This is a genomic window from Streptomyces sp. NPDC028331 (assembly GCF_055565775.1).
The window spans coordinates 149,473-164,563 of record NZ_JBVHTR010000007.1; the positions used below are offsets into that span (position 1 = coordinate 149,473).

14 protein-coding genes are annotated in these 15,091 nt (G+C 72.5%); 5 read left to right on the plus strand and 9 right to left on the minus strand.

From position 1 onward, the window contains the following. Nucleotides 1-6 precede the first annotated feature (6 nt). The 3 genes from rocD to ACZ4SW_RS12665 all read right to left on the minus strand — a co-directional run bounded on the left by rocD (nucleotide 7) and on the right by ACZ4SW_RS12665 (nucleotide 2,685). Nucleotides 7-1,227, minus strand: a complete 1,221-nt coding sequence (rocD, locus tag ACZ4SW_RS12655) for an ornithine--oxo-acid transaminase (RefSeq protein WP_468241599.1) — start codon at nucleotides 1,225-1,227, stop codon at nucleotides 7-9. Then, a complete protein-coding gene (ddaH, locus tag ACZ4SW_RS12660) occupies nucleotides 1,224-2,045 on the minus strand; it encodes a dimethylargininase (protein ID WP_468241601.1) in 822 nt (273 codons plus the stop codon). Before ddaH ends, rocD begins: the two co-directional genes overlap by 4 nt. A 124-nt stretch (nucleotides 2,046-2,169) precedes the next feature. After that, nucleotides 2,170-2,685 (minus strand): Lrp/AsnC family transcriptional regulator, encoded by a 516-nt coding sequence (locus ACZ4SW_RS12665; protein ID WP_468241603.1) that lies wholly within the window; start codon nucleotides 2,683-2,685, stop codon nucleotides 2,170-2,172. Nucleotides 2,686-2,808: 123 nt separating this feature from the next. Here ACZ4SW_RS12665 and ACZ4SW_RS12670 point away from each other — a divergent pair, with 123 nt between their 5' ends. Genes ACZ4SW_RS12670 through ACZ4SW_RS12685 form a run of 4 tightly spaced genes read left to right on the plus strand, consistent with a single transcriptional unit; the run spans nucleotide 2,809 to nucleotide 6,858 of the window. Continuing rightward, nucleotides 2,809-3,564 (plus strand): LytR/AlgR family response regulator transcription factor, encoded by a 756-nt coding sequence (locus tag ACZ4SW_RS12670; RefSeq protein WP_468241606.1) that lies wholly within the window; start codon nucleotides 2,809-2,811, stop codon nucleotides 3,562-3,564. A gap of 9 nt (nucleotides 3,565-3,573) precedes the next feature. After that, a complete protein-coding gene (locus ACZ4SW_RS12675) occupies nucleotides 3,574-3,933 on the plus strand; it encodes a hypothetical protein (protein WP_468241608.1) in 360 nt (119 codons plus the stop codon). A 10-nt stretch (nucleotides 3,934-3,943) separates the two neighbouring features. Further along, a complete protein-coding gene (locus ACZ4SW_RS12680) occupies nucleotides 3,944-5,656 on the plus strand; it encodes a sodium/solute symporter (RefSeq protein WP_468241610.1) in 1,713 nt (570 codons plus the stop codon). Next, the gene (locus ACZ4SW_RS12685; protein WP_468241613.1) at nucleotides 5,653-6,858 is read left to right on the plus strand and encodes a sensor histidine kinase; all 1,206 of its coding nucleotides are present in this window, start codon (nucleotides 5,653-5,655) and stop codon (nucleotides 6,856-6,858) included. The genes ACZ4SW_RS12680 and ACZ4SW_RS12685 overlap by 4 nt, the downstream gene beginning before the upstream one ends. Nucleotides 6,859-7,009: 151 nt before the next feature. On the opposite strand, the gene ACZ4SW_RS12690 is transcribed toward ACZ4SW_RS12685, so the two are convergent. After that, on the minus strand, nucleotides 7,010-7,891 hold the full coding sequence (locus ACZ4SW_RS12690) for a winged helix-turn-helix transcriptional regulator (protein WP_468241615.1): 882 nt from the start codon (nucleotides 7,889-7,891) through the stop codon (nucleotides 7,010-7,012). A 53-nt stretch (nucleotides 7,892-7,944) separates the two neighbouring features. Between ACZ4SW_RS12690 and ACZ4SW_RS12695 the strand changes: the two genes are divergently transcribed. Further along, nucleotides 7,945-9,204, plus strand: coding sequence for an MFS transporter (locus ACZ4SW_RS12695; protein WP_468241617.1), 1,260 nt, complete (start codon nucleotides 7,945-7,947; stop codon nucleotides 9,202-9,204). Between the two features lie 22 nt (nucleotides 9,205-9,226). On the opposite strand, the gene ACZ4SW_RS12700 is transcribed toward ACZ4SW_RS12695, so the two are convergent. The 5 genes from ACZ4SW_RS12700 to ACZ4SW_RS12720 form a co-directional block, all read right to left on the minus strand. Next, complete coding sequence (locus ACZ4SW_RS12700; RefSeq protein ID WP_468241619.1) at nucleotides 9,227-9,388, minus strand: hypothetical protein; 162 nt, start codon at nucleotides 9,386-9,388, stop codon at nucleotides 9,227-9,229. A 13-nt stretch (nucleotides 9,389-9,401) separates the two neighbouring features. Continuing rightward, a complete protein-coding gene (locus ACZ4SW_RS12705; RefSeq protein WP_468241621.1) occupies nucleotides 9,402-11,216 on the minus strand; it encodes a serine/threonine-protein kinase in 1,815 nt (604 codons plus the stop codon). A gap of 16 nt (nucleotides 11,217-11,232) precedes the next feature. Then, complete coding sequence (locus ACZ4SW_RS12710; protein WP_468241623.1) at nucleotides 11,233-12,837, minus strand: DUF6777 domain-containing protein; 1,605 nt, start codon at nucleotides 12,835-12,837, stop codon at nucleotides 11,233-11,235. A 134-nt stretch (nucleotides 12,838-12,971) separates the two neighbouring features. Beyond that, a complete protein-coding gene (locus tag ACZ4SW_RS12715; protein ID WP_468241625.1) occupies nucleotides 12,972-13,922 on the minus strand; it encodes a cytochrome c oxidase assembly protein in 951 nt (316 codons plus the stop codon). Between the two features lie 120 nt (nucleotides 13,923-14,042). Continuing rightward, the gene (locus tag ACZ4SW_RS12720; protein WP_468241627.1) at nucleotides 14,043-15,068 is read right to left on the minus strand and encodes a 6-phosphofructokinase; all 1,026 of its coding nucleotides are present in this window, start codon (nucleotides 15,066-15,068) and stop codon (nucleotides 14,043-14,045) included. Nucleotides 15,069-15,091 lie beyond the last annotated feature (23 nt).

The window sequence follows — 15,091 nt, forward strand, 5'->3', positions numbered from 1 at the left end:
CCGCGCTCAAGCGGTCAGCACCTTCTCCAGCGCCCCCAGCGCCGACCGCAGTTCCTCCTCCGTGATCGTCAGCGGCGGTGCCAGGCGGATCGTCGAGCCATGGGTGTCCTTGACCAGCACACCCTCCCGCATGAGGCGTTCGCTGATCTCGCGCCCCGTGCCGATCGCCGGGTCCACGTCGACACCCGCCCACAGCCCGCGCGAGCGGAAGCCCACGACGCCCTTGCCGATGAGCGACGTCAGCCCGTCCCGCAGTACCACACCCAGCTCGGCGGCGCGGAGCTGGAAGTCGCCCGTCTTCAGCAGGCCGACGACCGCCGAGCCGACCGCCGCGGCGAGCGGGTTGCCGCCGAACGTCGAACCGTGTTCGCCGGGCCGCAGCACCCCGAGCACGTCCCGGCGCGCCACCACCGCCGACACCGGCACGATCCCGCCGCCGAGCGCCTTGCCGAGCAGCAGCACGTCCGGCAGGACCCCCTCGTGCTCCACCGCCAGCGTGCGGCCCGTGCGCCCGAGGCCCGACTGGATCTCGTCCGCGATGAACAGGCATCCGGCACGGCGGGTGACGTCCCGGACCCCGGTGAGGTAGCCCTCGTCGGGGATGATCACGCCCGCCTCGCCCTGGATCGGCTCGATCAGCACGGCCGCCGTCGTCTCGTCGACCGCCGCCTCGAGCGCCGCCAGGTCGTTGTACGGGACGATCCGGAAACCGGGCGTGAAGGGGCCGAAGCCCGCCCGCGCCGTCTCGTCCGTGGAGAAGCTCACGATCGTCGTGGTCCGGCCGTGGAAGTTCCCGGCCGCCACCACGATCGTCGCCCGGTCGGCCGGCACGCCCTTGACCTCGTACGCCCACTTCCGGGCCACCTTCACGGCGCTCTCCACCGCCTCCGCGCCCGTGTTCATCGGCAGCACCATGTCCAGCCCCGTCAGCTCCGCCAGCGATGCCGCGAACTCGGCGAGCTGATCGTTGTGGAAGGCCCGGGAGGTCAGCGTCAGCCGGTCGAGCTGACGGCGCGCCGCCTCGATCAGCACCGGATGGCGGTGACCGAAGTTGAGCGCCGAGTACCCGGCGAGCATGTCGAGGTAGCGGCGGCCTTCCACGTCCTCCACCCAGGTGCCCTCGGCGCGGGCGACGACCACGGGCAGCGGGTGGTAGTTGTGCGCGAGGACGGGCTTCTCGGCGTCGATCAGCTCGGCGGACGAACGCGTACGGACGGGTGCGGTCATGAACGGGTCTCCCGGATCTCCTGGGTGCAGCACTTGATGCCGCCGCCGGCCTTGTGGAACTCGGACAGGTCGACGGGGACGGGGTCGTACCCCTGGTCGGCGAGGCGCGAGGCGAGCGCCTCGGCCTTCGGCGCGATGAAGACGTGGCGTCCGTCGGAGACGGAGTTCAGGCCGAACGCCATCGCGTCCTCCCGGGTGGCGAGCACCGCGTCCGGGAACAGCCGCGCCAGCACTTCCCGGCTGCCGGGCGAGAAGGCCTCCGGGTAGTACACGATGTTGTCGTCGTCGAGGACGAACAGCGCCGTGTCCAGGTGGTAGAAGTACGGGTTCACCAACTGCAGGCTGATCACCGGGTGGCCGAAGAACTCCTGCGCCTCGCGGTGCGCCTCCCGGGTCGTACGGAACCCGGTGCCGGCCAGCAGATACCGGCCCGTCCACACCAGGTCGCCCTCGCCCTCGCAGACGGACTCGGGCCGGTGGACGTCGTAACCGGCCGCCTTGAACCACGTCTCGTAGTGGAGGGACTCGGGGCGCCGCTCGGGTGCGTGGAAGAGGGAGCCGAAGACCCGGCCGTCGACGACGACCGCCGAGTTCGCGGCGAACACCATGTCGGGCAGGCCGGGGACCGGGTCCACGGCGTCGACGGCGTGGCCGTGGGCGCGGTAGGCGCGGATCAGCCCCTGCCACTGCTCATGGGCCAGATCCACGTCGACCGTGGTGTCGGGATGCATCCAGGGGTTGATCGCGTACTGCACGGCGAAGTGTCTGGGTTCGCAGACGAGGAAGCGCCGCCGGCGCGGCACACGGGTGTCGGGCACAGAGGGGTTCCTCCGTTTCCGGGAGTGTCGACTGAGGGTTGACACCAAGGTAGGAAGCGGCGGATACGGACGACAAGGAAGGAGAGCTGCGTGTTCGCGCACGAATGCTGCGTCTTGCGGCCCATCAACGCACGTCCGCTGCGCCGTCCGGTGCGCCGCTCGGCGCGGCCTGGGTGGCGCCCGCCTCCGGGCTTTCCGGGAGGAGGTGGGACAGCACCATCACGCTGATCGTCTTCCGGATGAACGGCTCCGTGCGGATGCGCTCCAGCACCTCCTCGAAGTGCTCCACGTCCCTCGCCCGCACGTGCAGCAGCGCGTCCGCGCCGCCGGTCACCGTCATCGCCGCCGTGATCTCCGGATGGTTGCGCACCACGTCCGCAAGGCGCCGGGGCGGCGCCGCGCCCTCGCAGTACACCTCGACGTACGCCTCCGTGCGCCAGCCCAGCGCCGACGGCTTCACCGTGGCCGTGAACCCGGTGATCACACCCGTCTCGCGCAGCCGGTCCACCCGGCGCTTGACCGCCGTGGGCGACAGGCCGACGTCCGCGCCGATCTCGGCGAAACTCGTCCTGGCGTTCGCCATCAGAGCGGTGATGATCTTCCGGTCGAGCTCGTCGAACGGTGCCGGCCTGCTGTTCATGCGGGCACTGTAGCCAGACCCGCGTCGGCACCGCGTCCCGCGCCGCGCCGCCATCGTATCCAGCGAGAACGTCCATGCCCCGCCCATGCCCACGGGCACCGATTGCTCCTACACTCCACGTTCATGCTGCGCGCCCTCGCCGTCGACGACGAACGCCCCTCGCTCGAGGAACTGCTCTACCTGCTCCGCGCGGACCCCAGGATCGGCAGCGTGGAGGGCGCGGGCGACGCCACCGGGGCACTGCGCCGCATCAACCGGGCCCTGGAGTCCGGGCCCGACGGCCCCGACGCGATCGACGTCGTCTTCCTCGACATCCACATGCCCGGCCTCGACGGTCTGGAGATGGCCCGGCTGCTCACCGGGTTCGCGAAGCCCCCGCTCGTCGTGTTCGTGACCGCCCACGAAGGCTTCGCCGTTCAGGCGTTCGACCTCAAGGCCGTCGACTACGTCCTCAAGCCCGTACGCCGCGAGCGGCTCGCGGAGGCGGTGCGCCGCGCCGACCGGCTAAGGGAGACCGCGCCGCTGATCCCGGTGCACGAGCCGGACCCCGACCACGTTCTGGTGGAACTCGGCGGGGTCACCCGGTTCGTGCCCGTGGACGACATCACCCACGTCGAGGCGCACGGCGACTACGCCCGCCTCCACACCCCCCGGGGCAGCCATCTCGTGCGGATCCCGCTGTCCACCCTGGAGGAGCGGTGGCGCTCACGCGGCTTCGTCCGCATCCACCGCCGCCACCTCGTCGCCCTGCGGCACATCGACGAACTCCGCCTGGACGCCGGCACGGTGAGTGTTCTCGTCGGCTCCGTGGAACTCCAGGTCAGCCGCCGGCACGCCCGCGAACTGCGGGAGATGCTGACACGCCGGACCGCGGGCTAGGGGGACGGCGTGCCGCAGGACCCCACGGAACGCCGCGTCGTCGTCACCGGCCCGCCCCGGCGCGGTCGCCGCGGCACCCCGGGCCACTACCGCCCGCGCATCGAAATCGACGAACAGACCACCCTCGGCCACACCTACGTCCGTTCACTGATGCGCAGCCAGCTCCGCGCCGGCCTCGCCGTGTTCACCGTGCTGGTGCTCCTGATCGGGCCCCTTCCCCTGGTCTTCGCCGCCACCCGCGCCGGCGGCCTGGAGTGGGCGGTGCTCGGGTTCGGCCTCTATCCGCCGCTGGTGCTGCTCGCCCGCTGGTACGTACGCCGCGCCGAACGCAACGAGAAGGACTTCGTCCGGCTCGTCGGGGACCGCTGAGGGCGGGCCGGTGAATCGGAACTACGCCGTCCCCGCGGTCGCCCTCGTCGTCCTCGCGACCGTGCTCGTCGGCGCCTTCGGGCTCCGCGTCTCCCGTACCACCTCCGACTTCTACGTCGCCTCCCGCACCGTCGGCCCCCGCCTGAACGCGGCCGCGATCAGCGGCGAGTACCTGTCCGCCGCCTCCTTCCTCGGCATCGCGGGACTCGTCCTGGTCCAGGGCCCGGACATGCTCTGGTACCCGGTGGGCTACACCGCCGGCTACCTGGTCCTGCTGCTGTTCGTCGCCGCGCCGCTGCGCCGCTCCGGGGCCTACACCCTGCCCGACTTCGCCGAGGCCCGGCTCGCCTCCCAGCCGGTGCGGCGGCTCGCCGGGGCGTTCGTGGTCGGCGTCGGCTGGCTCTACCTGCTGCCCCAGCTCCAGGGCGCCGGGCTCACCCTGGCCGTGCTGACCGGGGCTCCCCAGCAGCTCGGCGGCGTCATCGTCGCCGTCGTGGTGGTGGCGACCGTCGCCGCGGGCGGCATGCGCAGCATCACCTTCGTGCAGGCGTTCCAGTACTGGCTGAAACTCACCGCCCTCCTCGTCCCCGCCCTGTTCCTGGTGCTCGCCTGGCAGGGCGACGGCGCGCCCCGCGCGGCGTTCGCCGAACCGGCGACCTTCCGCGACCACCGCGTCGTACGGGTCGCCGACACCCTCGACCTGACCCTGTCCCGCCCGCTCGCCGTCACCGCCACGGGCACCGTCGACGGCCGGAGGTACGAGGGGCAGCGGGCGGACCTCGCCGCCGGCACCCACCGCATCGAGCGCGGCACCCGGCTGACCTTCACCCGCGGCGACCCCGTCCCCGTCGCCGACCGCGGCAGCAACGGCGCCATGTCGGCCTCGCTCGCCTCCGGCCGCGCGGAACGCCCGCTGTACGCCACGTACGGGCTGATCCTCGCCACCTTCCTCGGCACCATGGGCCTGCCCCATGTCGTCGTCCGCTTCTACACCAGCCCGCACGGGGTGGCCGCCCGCCGCACCACCGTCGCCGTACTCGCCCTGATCGGCGCGTTCTACCTCCTGCCGCCCGTCTACGGCGCCCTGGGCCGGCTCTACGCCCCCGAACTCGCCCTCACCGGGGACGCGGACGCCGCGGTCCTCCTGCTGCCCGACCGGATGATCGGCGGACTCGGCGGGGACCTGCTGGGCGCACTGGTCGCGGGCGGCGCCTTCGCCGCGTTCCTGTCCACCGCCTCCGGGCTGACCATGGCGGTGGCCGGAGTCCTGGCGCAGGACGTGCTGCCGACGCGCGGCGTGCGGCACTTCCGGCTGGGCACGCTGCTGGCGATGGCCGTGCCGCTGGCGGCGAGCGTGCTGGTGGGCGGGCTCCCGGTCGCGGACGCGGTGGGCCTCGCCTTCGCCGTGTCGGCGTCGTCGTTCTGCCCGCTGCTCGTGCTCGGCATCTGGTGGCGCCGGCTCACCCCGCCGGGCGCGGCGGCCGGGATGCTGGCCGGTGGCGGCTCGGCCTTCCTGGCGGTGGCGGTGACCATGGCGGGCTGTCCCGGCACCGGCACCCTGCACGCCCTGCTCGCCTGGCCCGCGCTCTGGTCGGTGCCCCTCGGATTCCTCACCATGATCCTGGTGTCCCTGGCCACACCGGGACGGGTGCCCGCCCGGACCGCGGCGATCCTGGCCCGCTTCCACCTGCCCGAGGAACTGCACGCCGAGGTGACGGTGTGAGCGGCTTCCTCGCCGGCCTGTGCGTGGCCGTCCTGCCCCTGCTGGCCGCCGGGTTCTGGCTCGGCCGGCGCACCGCCCGCCCGGAGCGCCTCGGCGGGCTCGGCACCCCCGTCGAGCACGCCACCTTCCAGACCCTGCACACCGCCTCCCTGGCCGCACCCCCGCTGCGCGCCGGGCTCACCGAGGAGACCGCCCGCAAGTCCGCGCGACGGCTGCGATCCCTGCTCGGCACCGACGCCCTCTGCCTCACCGACCGGGAGACCGTGCTGGCCTGGGACGGCGCGGGGGACCACCACCGGGACGAGGTGCTCCAGCGGCTCGCGGGCCCCCTGGAGTCCGGCCGCGGCGAGGCGTTCCGGCTGATCTGCGACGTGCCCGACTGCCCGCTGCGCTGGGCCGTGGTGGCACCGCTCACCGTCGACGACCGCGTCCACGGCGCGCTGGTCGCCTGCGCGCCCCGGGAGTCCGCGGTCCTCGTCCGCGCGGCCGGGGAGGTCGCCCGCTGGGTTTCCGTGCAACTGGAGCTGACGGACCTCGACCGGTCCCGTACGCGGCTCATCGAGGCCGAGATCAAGGCACTGCGCGCCCAGATCTCCCCGCACTTCATCTTCAACTCGCTCGCCGTCATCGCCTCGTTCGTGCGCACCGACCCCGAGCGTGCCCGGGAGCTCCTGCTGGAGTTCGCCGACTTCACCCGCTACTCGTTCCGCCGGCACGGCGACTTCACCACGCTCGCCGACGAACTCCACGCCATCGACCACTACCTGGCGCTCGTGCGGGCCCGCTTCGGCGACCGGCTCACCGTCACCCTGCAGATAGCGCCGGAGGTACTGCCGGTCGCCCTGCCCTTCCTCTGCCTCCAGCCGCTCGTGGAGAACGCCGTCAAGCACGGCCTGGAGGGCACCACCGACCGGCGGCACATCGGCATCATGGCGCGGGACGCGGGCGCCGAGGCCCTGGTCGTCATCGAGGACGACGGCGCGGGAATGGACCCCGGGCTGCTGCGCCGCATCCTCGCGGGGGAGGTCAGCCCGTCCGGCGGCATCGGGCTGTCCAACGTCGACGACCGGCTGCGCCAGGTCTACGGCGACGAGCACGGACTCGTCATCGAGACCGCACCGGGGGCGGGCATGAAGGTCACGATCCGGTTGCCCAAGTACCAGCCGGGGGTGCACTCGGCCGGTCGGCTGCCGGGGCCGTGAGAGCCCGAGTCCGGACTCCGGGAGCCCGGACACAGTGCTCAGGAGTCCCTGTGGTCCTCCCGTCATCGGTCCACGGGGGAGACCGCCCTCGGGTGACGGACGTCGGGGCAAGGCCCCACGGTTCGTGCCCTCCTCTCGGTGGGCTGAGCTGCTACGCCCCGGCCAGCGCGTCGACGAGCGCCAGGGCGTCGTCGACGGAACCCGCCGGGTCGTCGAGCGGGTAGAGCACGCCGCGCACCGTGCGGGAGGAGTCGAGGACGAGGGTGAGCCGCTTGAGCCGGTCCACACCCGCTGCGCGGAAGGTGGGCAGCCGCAGCGCCGCGGCCAGCTGCAGGTCGGCATCGGACAGGAGCGGGAACGCGATCCGCTCGTGCTCCGCGAAGGCGGCGAGCTGGTCGGGGCGCTGCGTGCTGACTCCGTGCACCGTCGCATCGCGCTCCGCGAAGGCCGCCATCCGGTCGCGGTAGGTGCACGACTCCAGCGTGCAGCCGCGGGCGCCCGGGATCCGGCCCCAGCCCGGCGGGTAGTCGTTCCCACCGGGTGCGTAGGCCCCGGGGAAGCAGTACAGGACCGTCCAGGTCCGGTTGGAGACCGGGTCGACCGGCACGCCCTCCGGGCCGGCGAGTTCGAGCCGGGGGAGCCGACGCCCCACCAGGGCGTGCACGCGTCGGGTCTCCGCGGAGTCGGTCTCGCTGGTCGCCGAGAGCACGCCGTCGCCCATGACATGGCGGGCGCCCCAGTCCTGGAGGGCGACGAGGACCGGTAGCAGCCCGCGTCCGGCCGGCGTCAGGTGGTACTCGTAGCGGGGAGGATGCGGGCTGTAGAGACGCTTCTCCAGCACCCCGTCCGCGACCAGGGATTTCAGACGGTCCGTCAGTACCTTGCGGCTGATGCCGAGCCCGTCCCGGAGCGCGTCGAACTGATGCGTCCCGCCCGCGACGTCGCGGATGAGCAGCAGGGTCCACGGGTCACCGACCACCGTCAGCGCCTGCGCGATCGCGCAGTCCGGGTCGCCGAGCTCTGTGTACCGCATGATTCATGAGTATAGTCAGTTCCCTAAAGAGACTCACTCGCAGGGGGGCAGGCATGGCGACGGCGGTGCAGGGTCGGGGAGAGAAGGAGAAGCAGCCGGACGGCGCTTCGAGCGTGGCGGCGTTCTGGCGTTACTGGGGCGCCTCCACGGTGAGCGGGATCGGGGATGCCGTGACAGCGGTGGCCCTCCCGTTGCTCGCCGTACTCGTGCTGCACGCCTCGGCGCTCGAGGTCAGCCTGATCACGGCCGCCTCCTTCGCTTCATGGCTCCTGATCGGCCTTCCGGCCGGAGTCCTCGTACACCGTCTGCCGTTGCGCGGGACGCAGGTGGCCATGGATGTGGTCCGGGCCGCCGCGGTGGCCTCGGTGCCGGTGGCTGCCACGCTCGGCGTTCTGACCCTGCCGCAGCTCATCGTCGTGGCCTTGGTGGTCGGGTTGGCGTCCGTGGTCTTCGACGTCGGCAACTCGACCTTCCTGCCCTCCATCGTCAGCAAGGAGGAGCTCACCGCCCGCAACAGCCTCACCTCGGGGACCAGGGCGGCGACCCAACTCGGTGGCCCGTCCCTCGGCGGCGTGCTGGTCCAACTGCTCGGCGCGGCGACGTCGATCACGGTCGACGCGGTGAGCTACCTGGTCTCAGCCGCGCTCATGGGCAGCCTGCCGCAGGTGGCGCACCCCGCCCAGGAGGGACCGCGCCGCGGCATGGGCGAGATGATCCGCGAAGGCTGGCGGTACGTCACCCGCCACCCCGTCATCGGTCCCTGCGCGGCGGACGCGACCGCCGTCAACTTCGTCTGCGGCGGCCTGATGGCGCTCACCCCGGTCTTCCTGGTCCGCACCCTCGACGCGCCGCCCGCCCTGGTCGGGCTGCTCATCGCGACCGACGGCCTCGGCACCCTGGTGGGTGCGGCGCTGACGCCCCGGATCGTCGCACGCCTGGGCAGCGGCCGGGCGATGCGCTGGGCCGCAGTGGTCTCCCCGTGCTTCGCGGCGCTGATGCCCCTTGCCGACCACTCCATGGCCCTCGGCCTGTTCGCCCTGGGGAACGGCGGTTTCGCCGGGGCCGTGGTGGTGACGAGCATCGTGACCCGCACCTACCGGCAGACCGCCACGCCCCCGGAACTCCTGCCGCGCGTGATGGCGACGGTCCGCTTCATCTCCTGGGGCGCGATCCCCTTCGGTGCGCTGGCCGCCGGAGGTGCCGCCGCCCTGTGGGGGACCCGCGCCTCCCTCGCGATCATGGCCGTGCTCTCCACCGTCAGCCCGGCGATCCTCCTCGCGAGCCCGGTCCGCCGAATGCGCGAGCTCGAGTGAACGTGGTTCCGCGGGGACCTCATCAAGGGCTGCGGGTGGTGACCACCATGCCGAGCGTGATCAGGTCGAGGACGACCCAGCCGAACCAGAGCCAGCCGCTGCTGCCCAACGCCACCGTGTAGGCCGTCACCACGACGAGCGCACCGACGGTGAGCACCCCCATCGCCTTCGTGGAACCGGGCATCGCAACACCCTCCTCATGGTTCGTCCTTACCCATGGTGCCCCCGTTCTGCCTGCGCACGGTGCAGACGACCAGATGGGTTCCGGACAACCAGGCGCTCTGGCCCGTCCAGGAGGCGGCTTCGTAGCGGGACGGGTCGAAGCCGTAGTCCTTCGGCGGCACGTCCCGCGCGCACGCCGCGTCCGACAGGCTCTTGGCCTCGCTCAGGGTGGTGTCGGGGCCGAGCCGGGTGAAGCCGAGCACCTGCTGGTCGTGCGTCCCCGCACACGACACCAGGCGGGCGACCCGCAGGGATGGGGCGTCCAGGCAGTCCCGCTTCTGCATGTCGGCCGTGTCCACGAACGCCATGCCCGGCTTGCGACGCTCCCCGAGGGGCCCGTACACCGGCCCGTGCGCGCCGAGCACCAGACAGGCGGTGCGCCGCCCGGCCGCCTCGAACCCGGCCCGGGACGGGACGACGGCGTAACCGCGCACGTCGGCCAGTTTCGCGCGGATCTCCTGCGTGCGCTGCTCGCACTCACCGGGCCCGCGCCGACGGGCCTCGTCCGCGGACGGACTGGTGACGAGCGCCATGACCTGCCCGTCCGGGGTCCGCTGCGAGCAGGTGGGGTCCACGGTCAGCCGCGGCGGACCGCCCTGGAAGGGGCTCCCGGCCCAGTCGGCGACGACGCAGTCACCGTCCTGCAGGGGCCGTGCGAGCCCGACGGCGTCCCCGTAGGGCCTGACCGCCCCGCCGCCCGAGGGATGCACCACGGCGTACCAGACCCCGGCCAGGGCCAGCACCAGACCCACGGTGCCGGCGAGGAGGGCGCGCAGGAGGTGCGCGCGGAGCGGGTGGTGTTCCGGCCGGTACGGCGGTGCGGCGCGGGATGCCGGCAGGGCACCCGGGGCCGGGCCGTGCGAGCTCTCGGCCGGTGCGTGGGGACGCGCCCGCCGGGTTCGCGAGCCGGGGACCGGGCGGCTCGGAGTCGCGATAGCCGTCAGTGCGGCCGCCGTGTCCGCCGCCGTGATCCGCAGGGCCGGGTCCTTGACCAGGACGGCGGACAGCAGCGGCCCCAGGGCCCCGGCCCGCAGCGGGGAGCGGGGCTCTTCCAGGACCACCGCGGTGATCTCGGCGAGCTGGGTGTCCCGTTCGAAGGGCCCGCGCCCCTCGACCGCGAAGTACAGGGTGCAGCCGAGCGAGAACAGGTCGGCCGCCGCGGTGGGCGGCCCGCCGGTCGCACGCTCGGGCGCCAGATAACCGGACGTGCCGACGAGAGCGGACGTCAGCGTGTACCGGGGCTCGCCCGCGTCCGGCTGCACCGAGATGCCGTAGTCGGTGAGCAGGACCCGGGCGTGCGGCGCCCCGCCGCGGTCGGGCGCCAGCAGGATGTTCGCCGGCTTCACATCCCGGTGCATGACGCCCCGCTCGTGCCCGGCGGTCAGGGCGTCGAGCACGGCGAGTCCGACGCGGGCGCACTCGGCGGGGGCCAGCGGGCCGCGCCGGTGGACCAGCTCGCGCAGGTCGAGCGCGCCCGCGACGTATTCCATGACGATCCACGGCAGGCCCTCGTGCTCCAGCACGTCGTGCACGGTCACCACGTGCGGGTGCCCGCGCAGCCCGGCCGCGTGCCGGGCCTCCGCCCGGGCGCGGGCGACCCGGGCGGCCCGCTCCTCGGTCGCCTCCACCGGGTCGCGGAACACGATCTCCTTGAGGGCGACCTCGCAGTCGAGGCGCTGGTCGTGGGCGCGCCAGACATGGCCCATGGCGCCGCTGCCGAGCCGGTTCAGCAGGAGGTAGCGGCCGCCGATGACCCGGCCCACTCCCGACTGCGGTGATCCTGATGGCATCGCGTCGCTCCCCGGTCTAGTGCGGGACGTCCGTGGGCGAGCCGGTCGCGGGGCTGTGGGTGACCGGCGGTGCGCTGGTGGCCGGCTTGCCGGTGGCCGGTCTCCCGGTCGTCGGCGCGCCGGTCGAGGGCCTGCCGGTCACGGGCGCGGACGTGACGGGTTTGGACGACTTGGCCGGGGCGGGTGTCGTGGGCGTGGCGGTCGGCTTCGAGGAGCCGGGCGACTTCGAGGAGCCGGTCGGCTTGGGCGAGCCGGTCGGCTTGGACGGGCCGGTCGGCTTGGACGGGCCGGACGCCGATGCCGGGGGCGTGCCGCTGCCCGAGCCCGGTGCGCCGGTGGTCGGGGAACCGGTCACCCCGGGCGCCGTACCGGATGCGGGCGGGCTGTTCGACGCGGGCGGGCGGGTGGTCCTGGACGGGGAGGAGCCGGCCGAGGCGCCCGCACCGCTCGCCGGCGAGGCGGAGGACCCGCCCGACGCCGGCGGGGCGGAGGACCCGCCCGACGCCGGCGGGGCGGAGGACCCGCCCGACGCCGGCGGGGAGGAGGCCTTCCCGCCGCCGGCCGGTGCGGAGCCAGAGGCGCTGCCGCCGTGCCCCGGTGCCGTCGTCCCGCCCGGCGACGGGTTGGTGGACGTTCCCCTCGTGCCGCCGCCCGTTCCGTCCCCCGTACCCGTGTCCACCGACAGCGTCACGTACTGCCCGAACGCCAGCTCGGTGCCGGGCGCCGGATCCGAGCCCGTGACCACGGCCTCGTCGGGCGGCACCCCCTTCCCGGCGTAGGCGACCGCGAGCCCCAGCTCCGTCAGCCGCCGACCGGCCTCGGCGAACGGCACCCCCGTCACCCGGGGCACCCGGTGCCGGGCCCGGGCGTCGAAGGGGGAGTCGTGTCCACCGGCCGTGCCGACGGGGCGGCTGATCCCGCGGCCGGGGTCGTCGACGTCGACGAGCGCGAGCCGGGTCAGCGGCTGCGGCGCGGGCCTGACCGCCACCACCGAGGAACGGTCGTACCCGGTCCATTTCCTGTTGCCGTCCTCGAACGTGACCGAAATCCGTGTGGTGTCGCCCTGGAAGGGGCGCAGCGGATTTCCGCACGAGCATTTCACCGTGGGCTGCCCCTGGTCGTCCACCAGTACGGCGATTCCGGCTTGGAGCAGCGAGTTGAAAGGGGTGGCGCTGCCGTTTTTGTAGTCGTGGTTCTGGACGAGAGTGTCGTGACGGAGCAGGACCGGTGTGAGCCGGTCGAGATAGTCGGGGATCCGGTCCCGGGTAATTCCGAGGACCTGCGCCCAGACCTTCGCCTTGCGGTCGTTTCCGGGATCGGTGAGGAATTCCTTGAGCCGCTCCACGTCACAGACGGTGGGCTGCCGGGAGCCGCCGTAGAGGCCGGGTGTGTTTCCGGCCTGCAGCCCTCCGGGCACCTCACGGATCCGGACCGTGGTGTCATGCCCGAGACCGCTGTGCTCGTCGAAGAAGGGATTCAGCGAAGGAACCCCGACGGAAATGGCCTTCACTGCGAACGTCTGTGCGCTTTTTCCGCATCCGCCGACGACCAGTACCGCGACCAGCACCACGCCGATCCTGCGGGCCAGGGAATTCCTGGCCCTGTGCAGAGACGTGCGCATTGTCATCACCGCTCCCCCCTGCGGTCCCCCCGCGCCCTGCAGAGCGGCGGCAGGGCGTCACCGCACCAGGCTACCGAATGGAGCGGTGCTTCAAACAGCCTGAAAAGAAAGGGAATTCAGCGGTGTGACGGAACTCAGCGGCCGCGTGCGTTGAGTGAGGCGAGATAGGCGTTGTACGCCTCGAGTTCCTTGTCGCCGTCGCGGTCCGCGGCCCGGTCCTTCCGCTTGGCCTGCCGCTGCTCGGACTTGTACCACTGGTACAGCAGTGCGAGCAGCACCAGTACGGACGGGACCTCGCTGAAGGCCCAGGCGATGCCGCCCGCCGACGTCTGGTCCGCCAGGGCGTCGATGCCGAGCGAGGCGGGCGGGTGCCGGTAGGCGTCGACCATCGGGGTGGACGCCATCATCAGCGCGATGCCGAAGAACGCGTGGAACGGCATGCCCGCGAACAGCTCCAGCATCCGCATCAGGTACCCGGGGCGGTGCGGGCCCGGGTCGACGCCCATGATGGGCCAGAAGAACACCAGGCCGACGGCGAGGAAGTGCACCATCATCGCGATATGCCCGGCCTTGGACGCCATCAGGAAGTCGAAGACCGGTGTGAAGTACAGCCCGTACAGGCTTGCGATGAACAGCGGGATCGTGAACGCGGGGTGCGTGATGACCCGCAGATAGCGGCTGTGCAGCAGCATCAGCAGCAGCTCGCGCGGCCCCTTGCGGCCCCGTCCGGCGGTCGGCAGGGCGCGCAGTGCCAGGGTGATCGGCGCACCGAGCAGGATCAGGATCGGCGCGAGCATGCTGATCAGCATGTGCTGGACCATGTGCACGCTGAACATGACCATGCCGTAGTCGTTCAGTCCGGTGCACATGGTGAGCAGCACGATCAGTACACCGGCGAGGTACGCGACGGTGCGGCCCGCCGGCCACTTGTCCCCGCGCCGTACGAGCCGGACGACGCCCCATCCGTACAGCCCCAGTGCGATCAGGCAGGCGACGAGGAAGAACGGGTCCGTCGACCAGGCGAGCCCCCGTCCCAGCGTGAACGGCGGCAGATCCATGGTCATGCCGTGCCCGCTGTGATCCATCCGCCGGCTCCTGTTTCGTGGGGGTTGTGCGCTGTCTGTCCACAGCTGTCTGTCCGCACCCAGAGTAGAACCGCCCCCGGCCGCGGCTGCGACCGGGGGCGGTTCAGGTCCGCGGATGCGTCACAGAACACACTCCGCCTCGGCATACCGTTCCATCGGCACGGTCTTGAGCGTCTCCACCGCCTCCGCCAGCGGCACCATCACGATCTTCGTGCCGTGCAGCGCGGTCATCATGCCGAACTCGCCCCGGTGCACGGCCTCCACGGCGTGCCAGCCGAACCGGGTGGCGAGCACCCGGTCGTACGCCGTCGGGGTGCCGCCGCGCTGGACGTGTCCGAGGATCACCGGACGGGCCTCCTTGCCGAGCCGCTGTTCCAGCTCCAGCGAGAGCTGCCGGGCGATTCCGGCGAACCGCTCGTGCCCGTAGACGTCCTTGCCGCCCTCGTCGAACTCCATGGTGCCGGGCTTCGGCTTGGCGCCCTCCGCGGCGACGACGATCGCGAACCGCTTGCCGGCGGCGAACCGCTCGCCGACCCGTGCGGCCAACTCCTCGATGTCGAAAGGCCGTTCCGGCACGACGATCGCGTGGGCACCGGCCGCCATGCCGGAGTGCAGCGCGATCCAGCCGGTGTGGCGGCCCATGACCTCCACGATCAGCACCCGCTGGTGCGACTCGGCGGTGGTCTTCAGCCGGTCCAGCGCCTCGGTGGCCACGCCCACGGCCGTGTCGAAACCGAAGGTGACGTCCGTGACGGCGATGTCGTTGTCGATGGTCTTGGGCACGCCGACGATCGGCAGACCGTTGTCGGACAGCAGCCGGGCCGCCTTGAGCGTGCCCTCACCGCCGATCGGGATGATCGCGTCGAGACCCAGCTCCTCGACATGGCCCCTGGCCCGCTCCACACCGTCCCGAAGGTGCTCGGGACGGACCCGGGAGGAGCCGAGGATGGTACCGCCGCGGGCCAGGATGCCGCTGACCGCGTCCAGGTCGAGCTTGAGGTAGTCGCACTCCAGGAGACCCTTCCAGCCGTCCCGGAAGCCGATGACCTCGTCGCCGTGGTCGGCGACGGCGCGGTGCACGACGGACCGGATGACGGCGTTCAGACCGGGGCAGTCACCACCGGACGTGAGGACACCAATGCGCATAGCCCGAACAACCTTCTCCACGT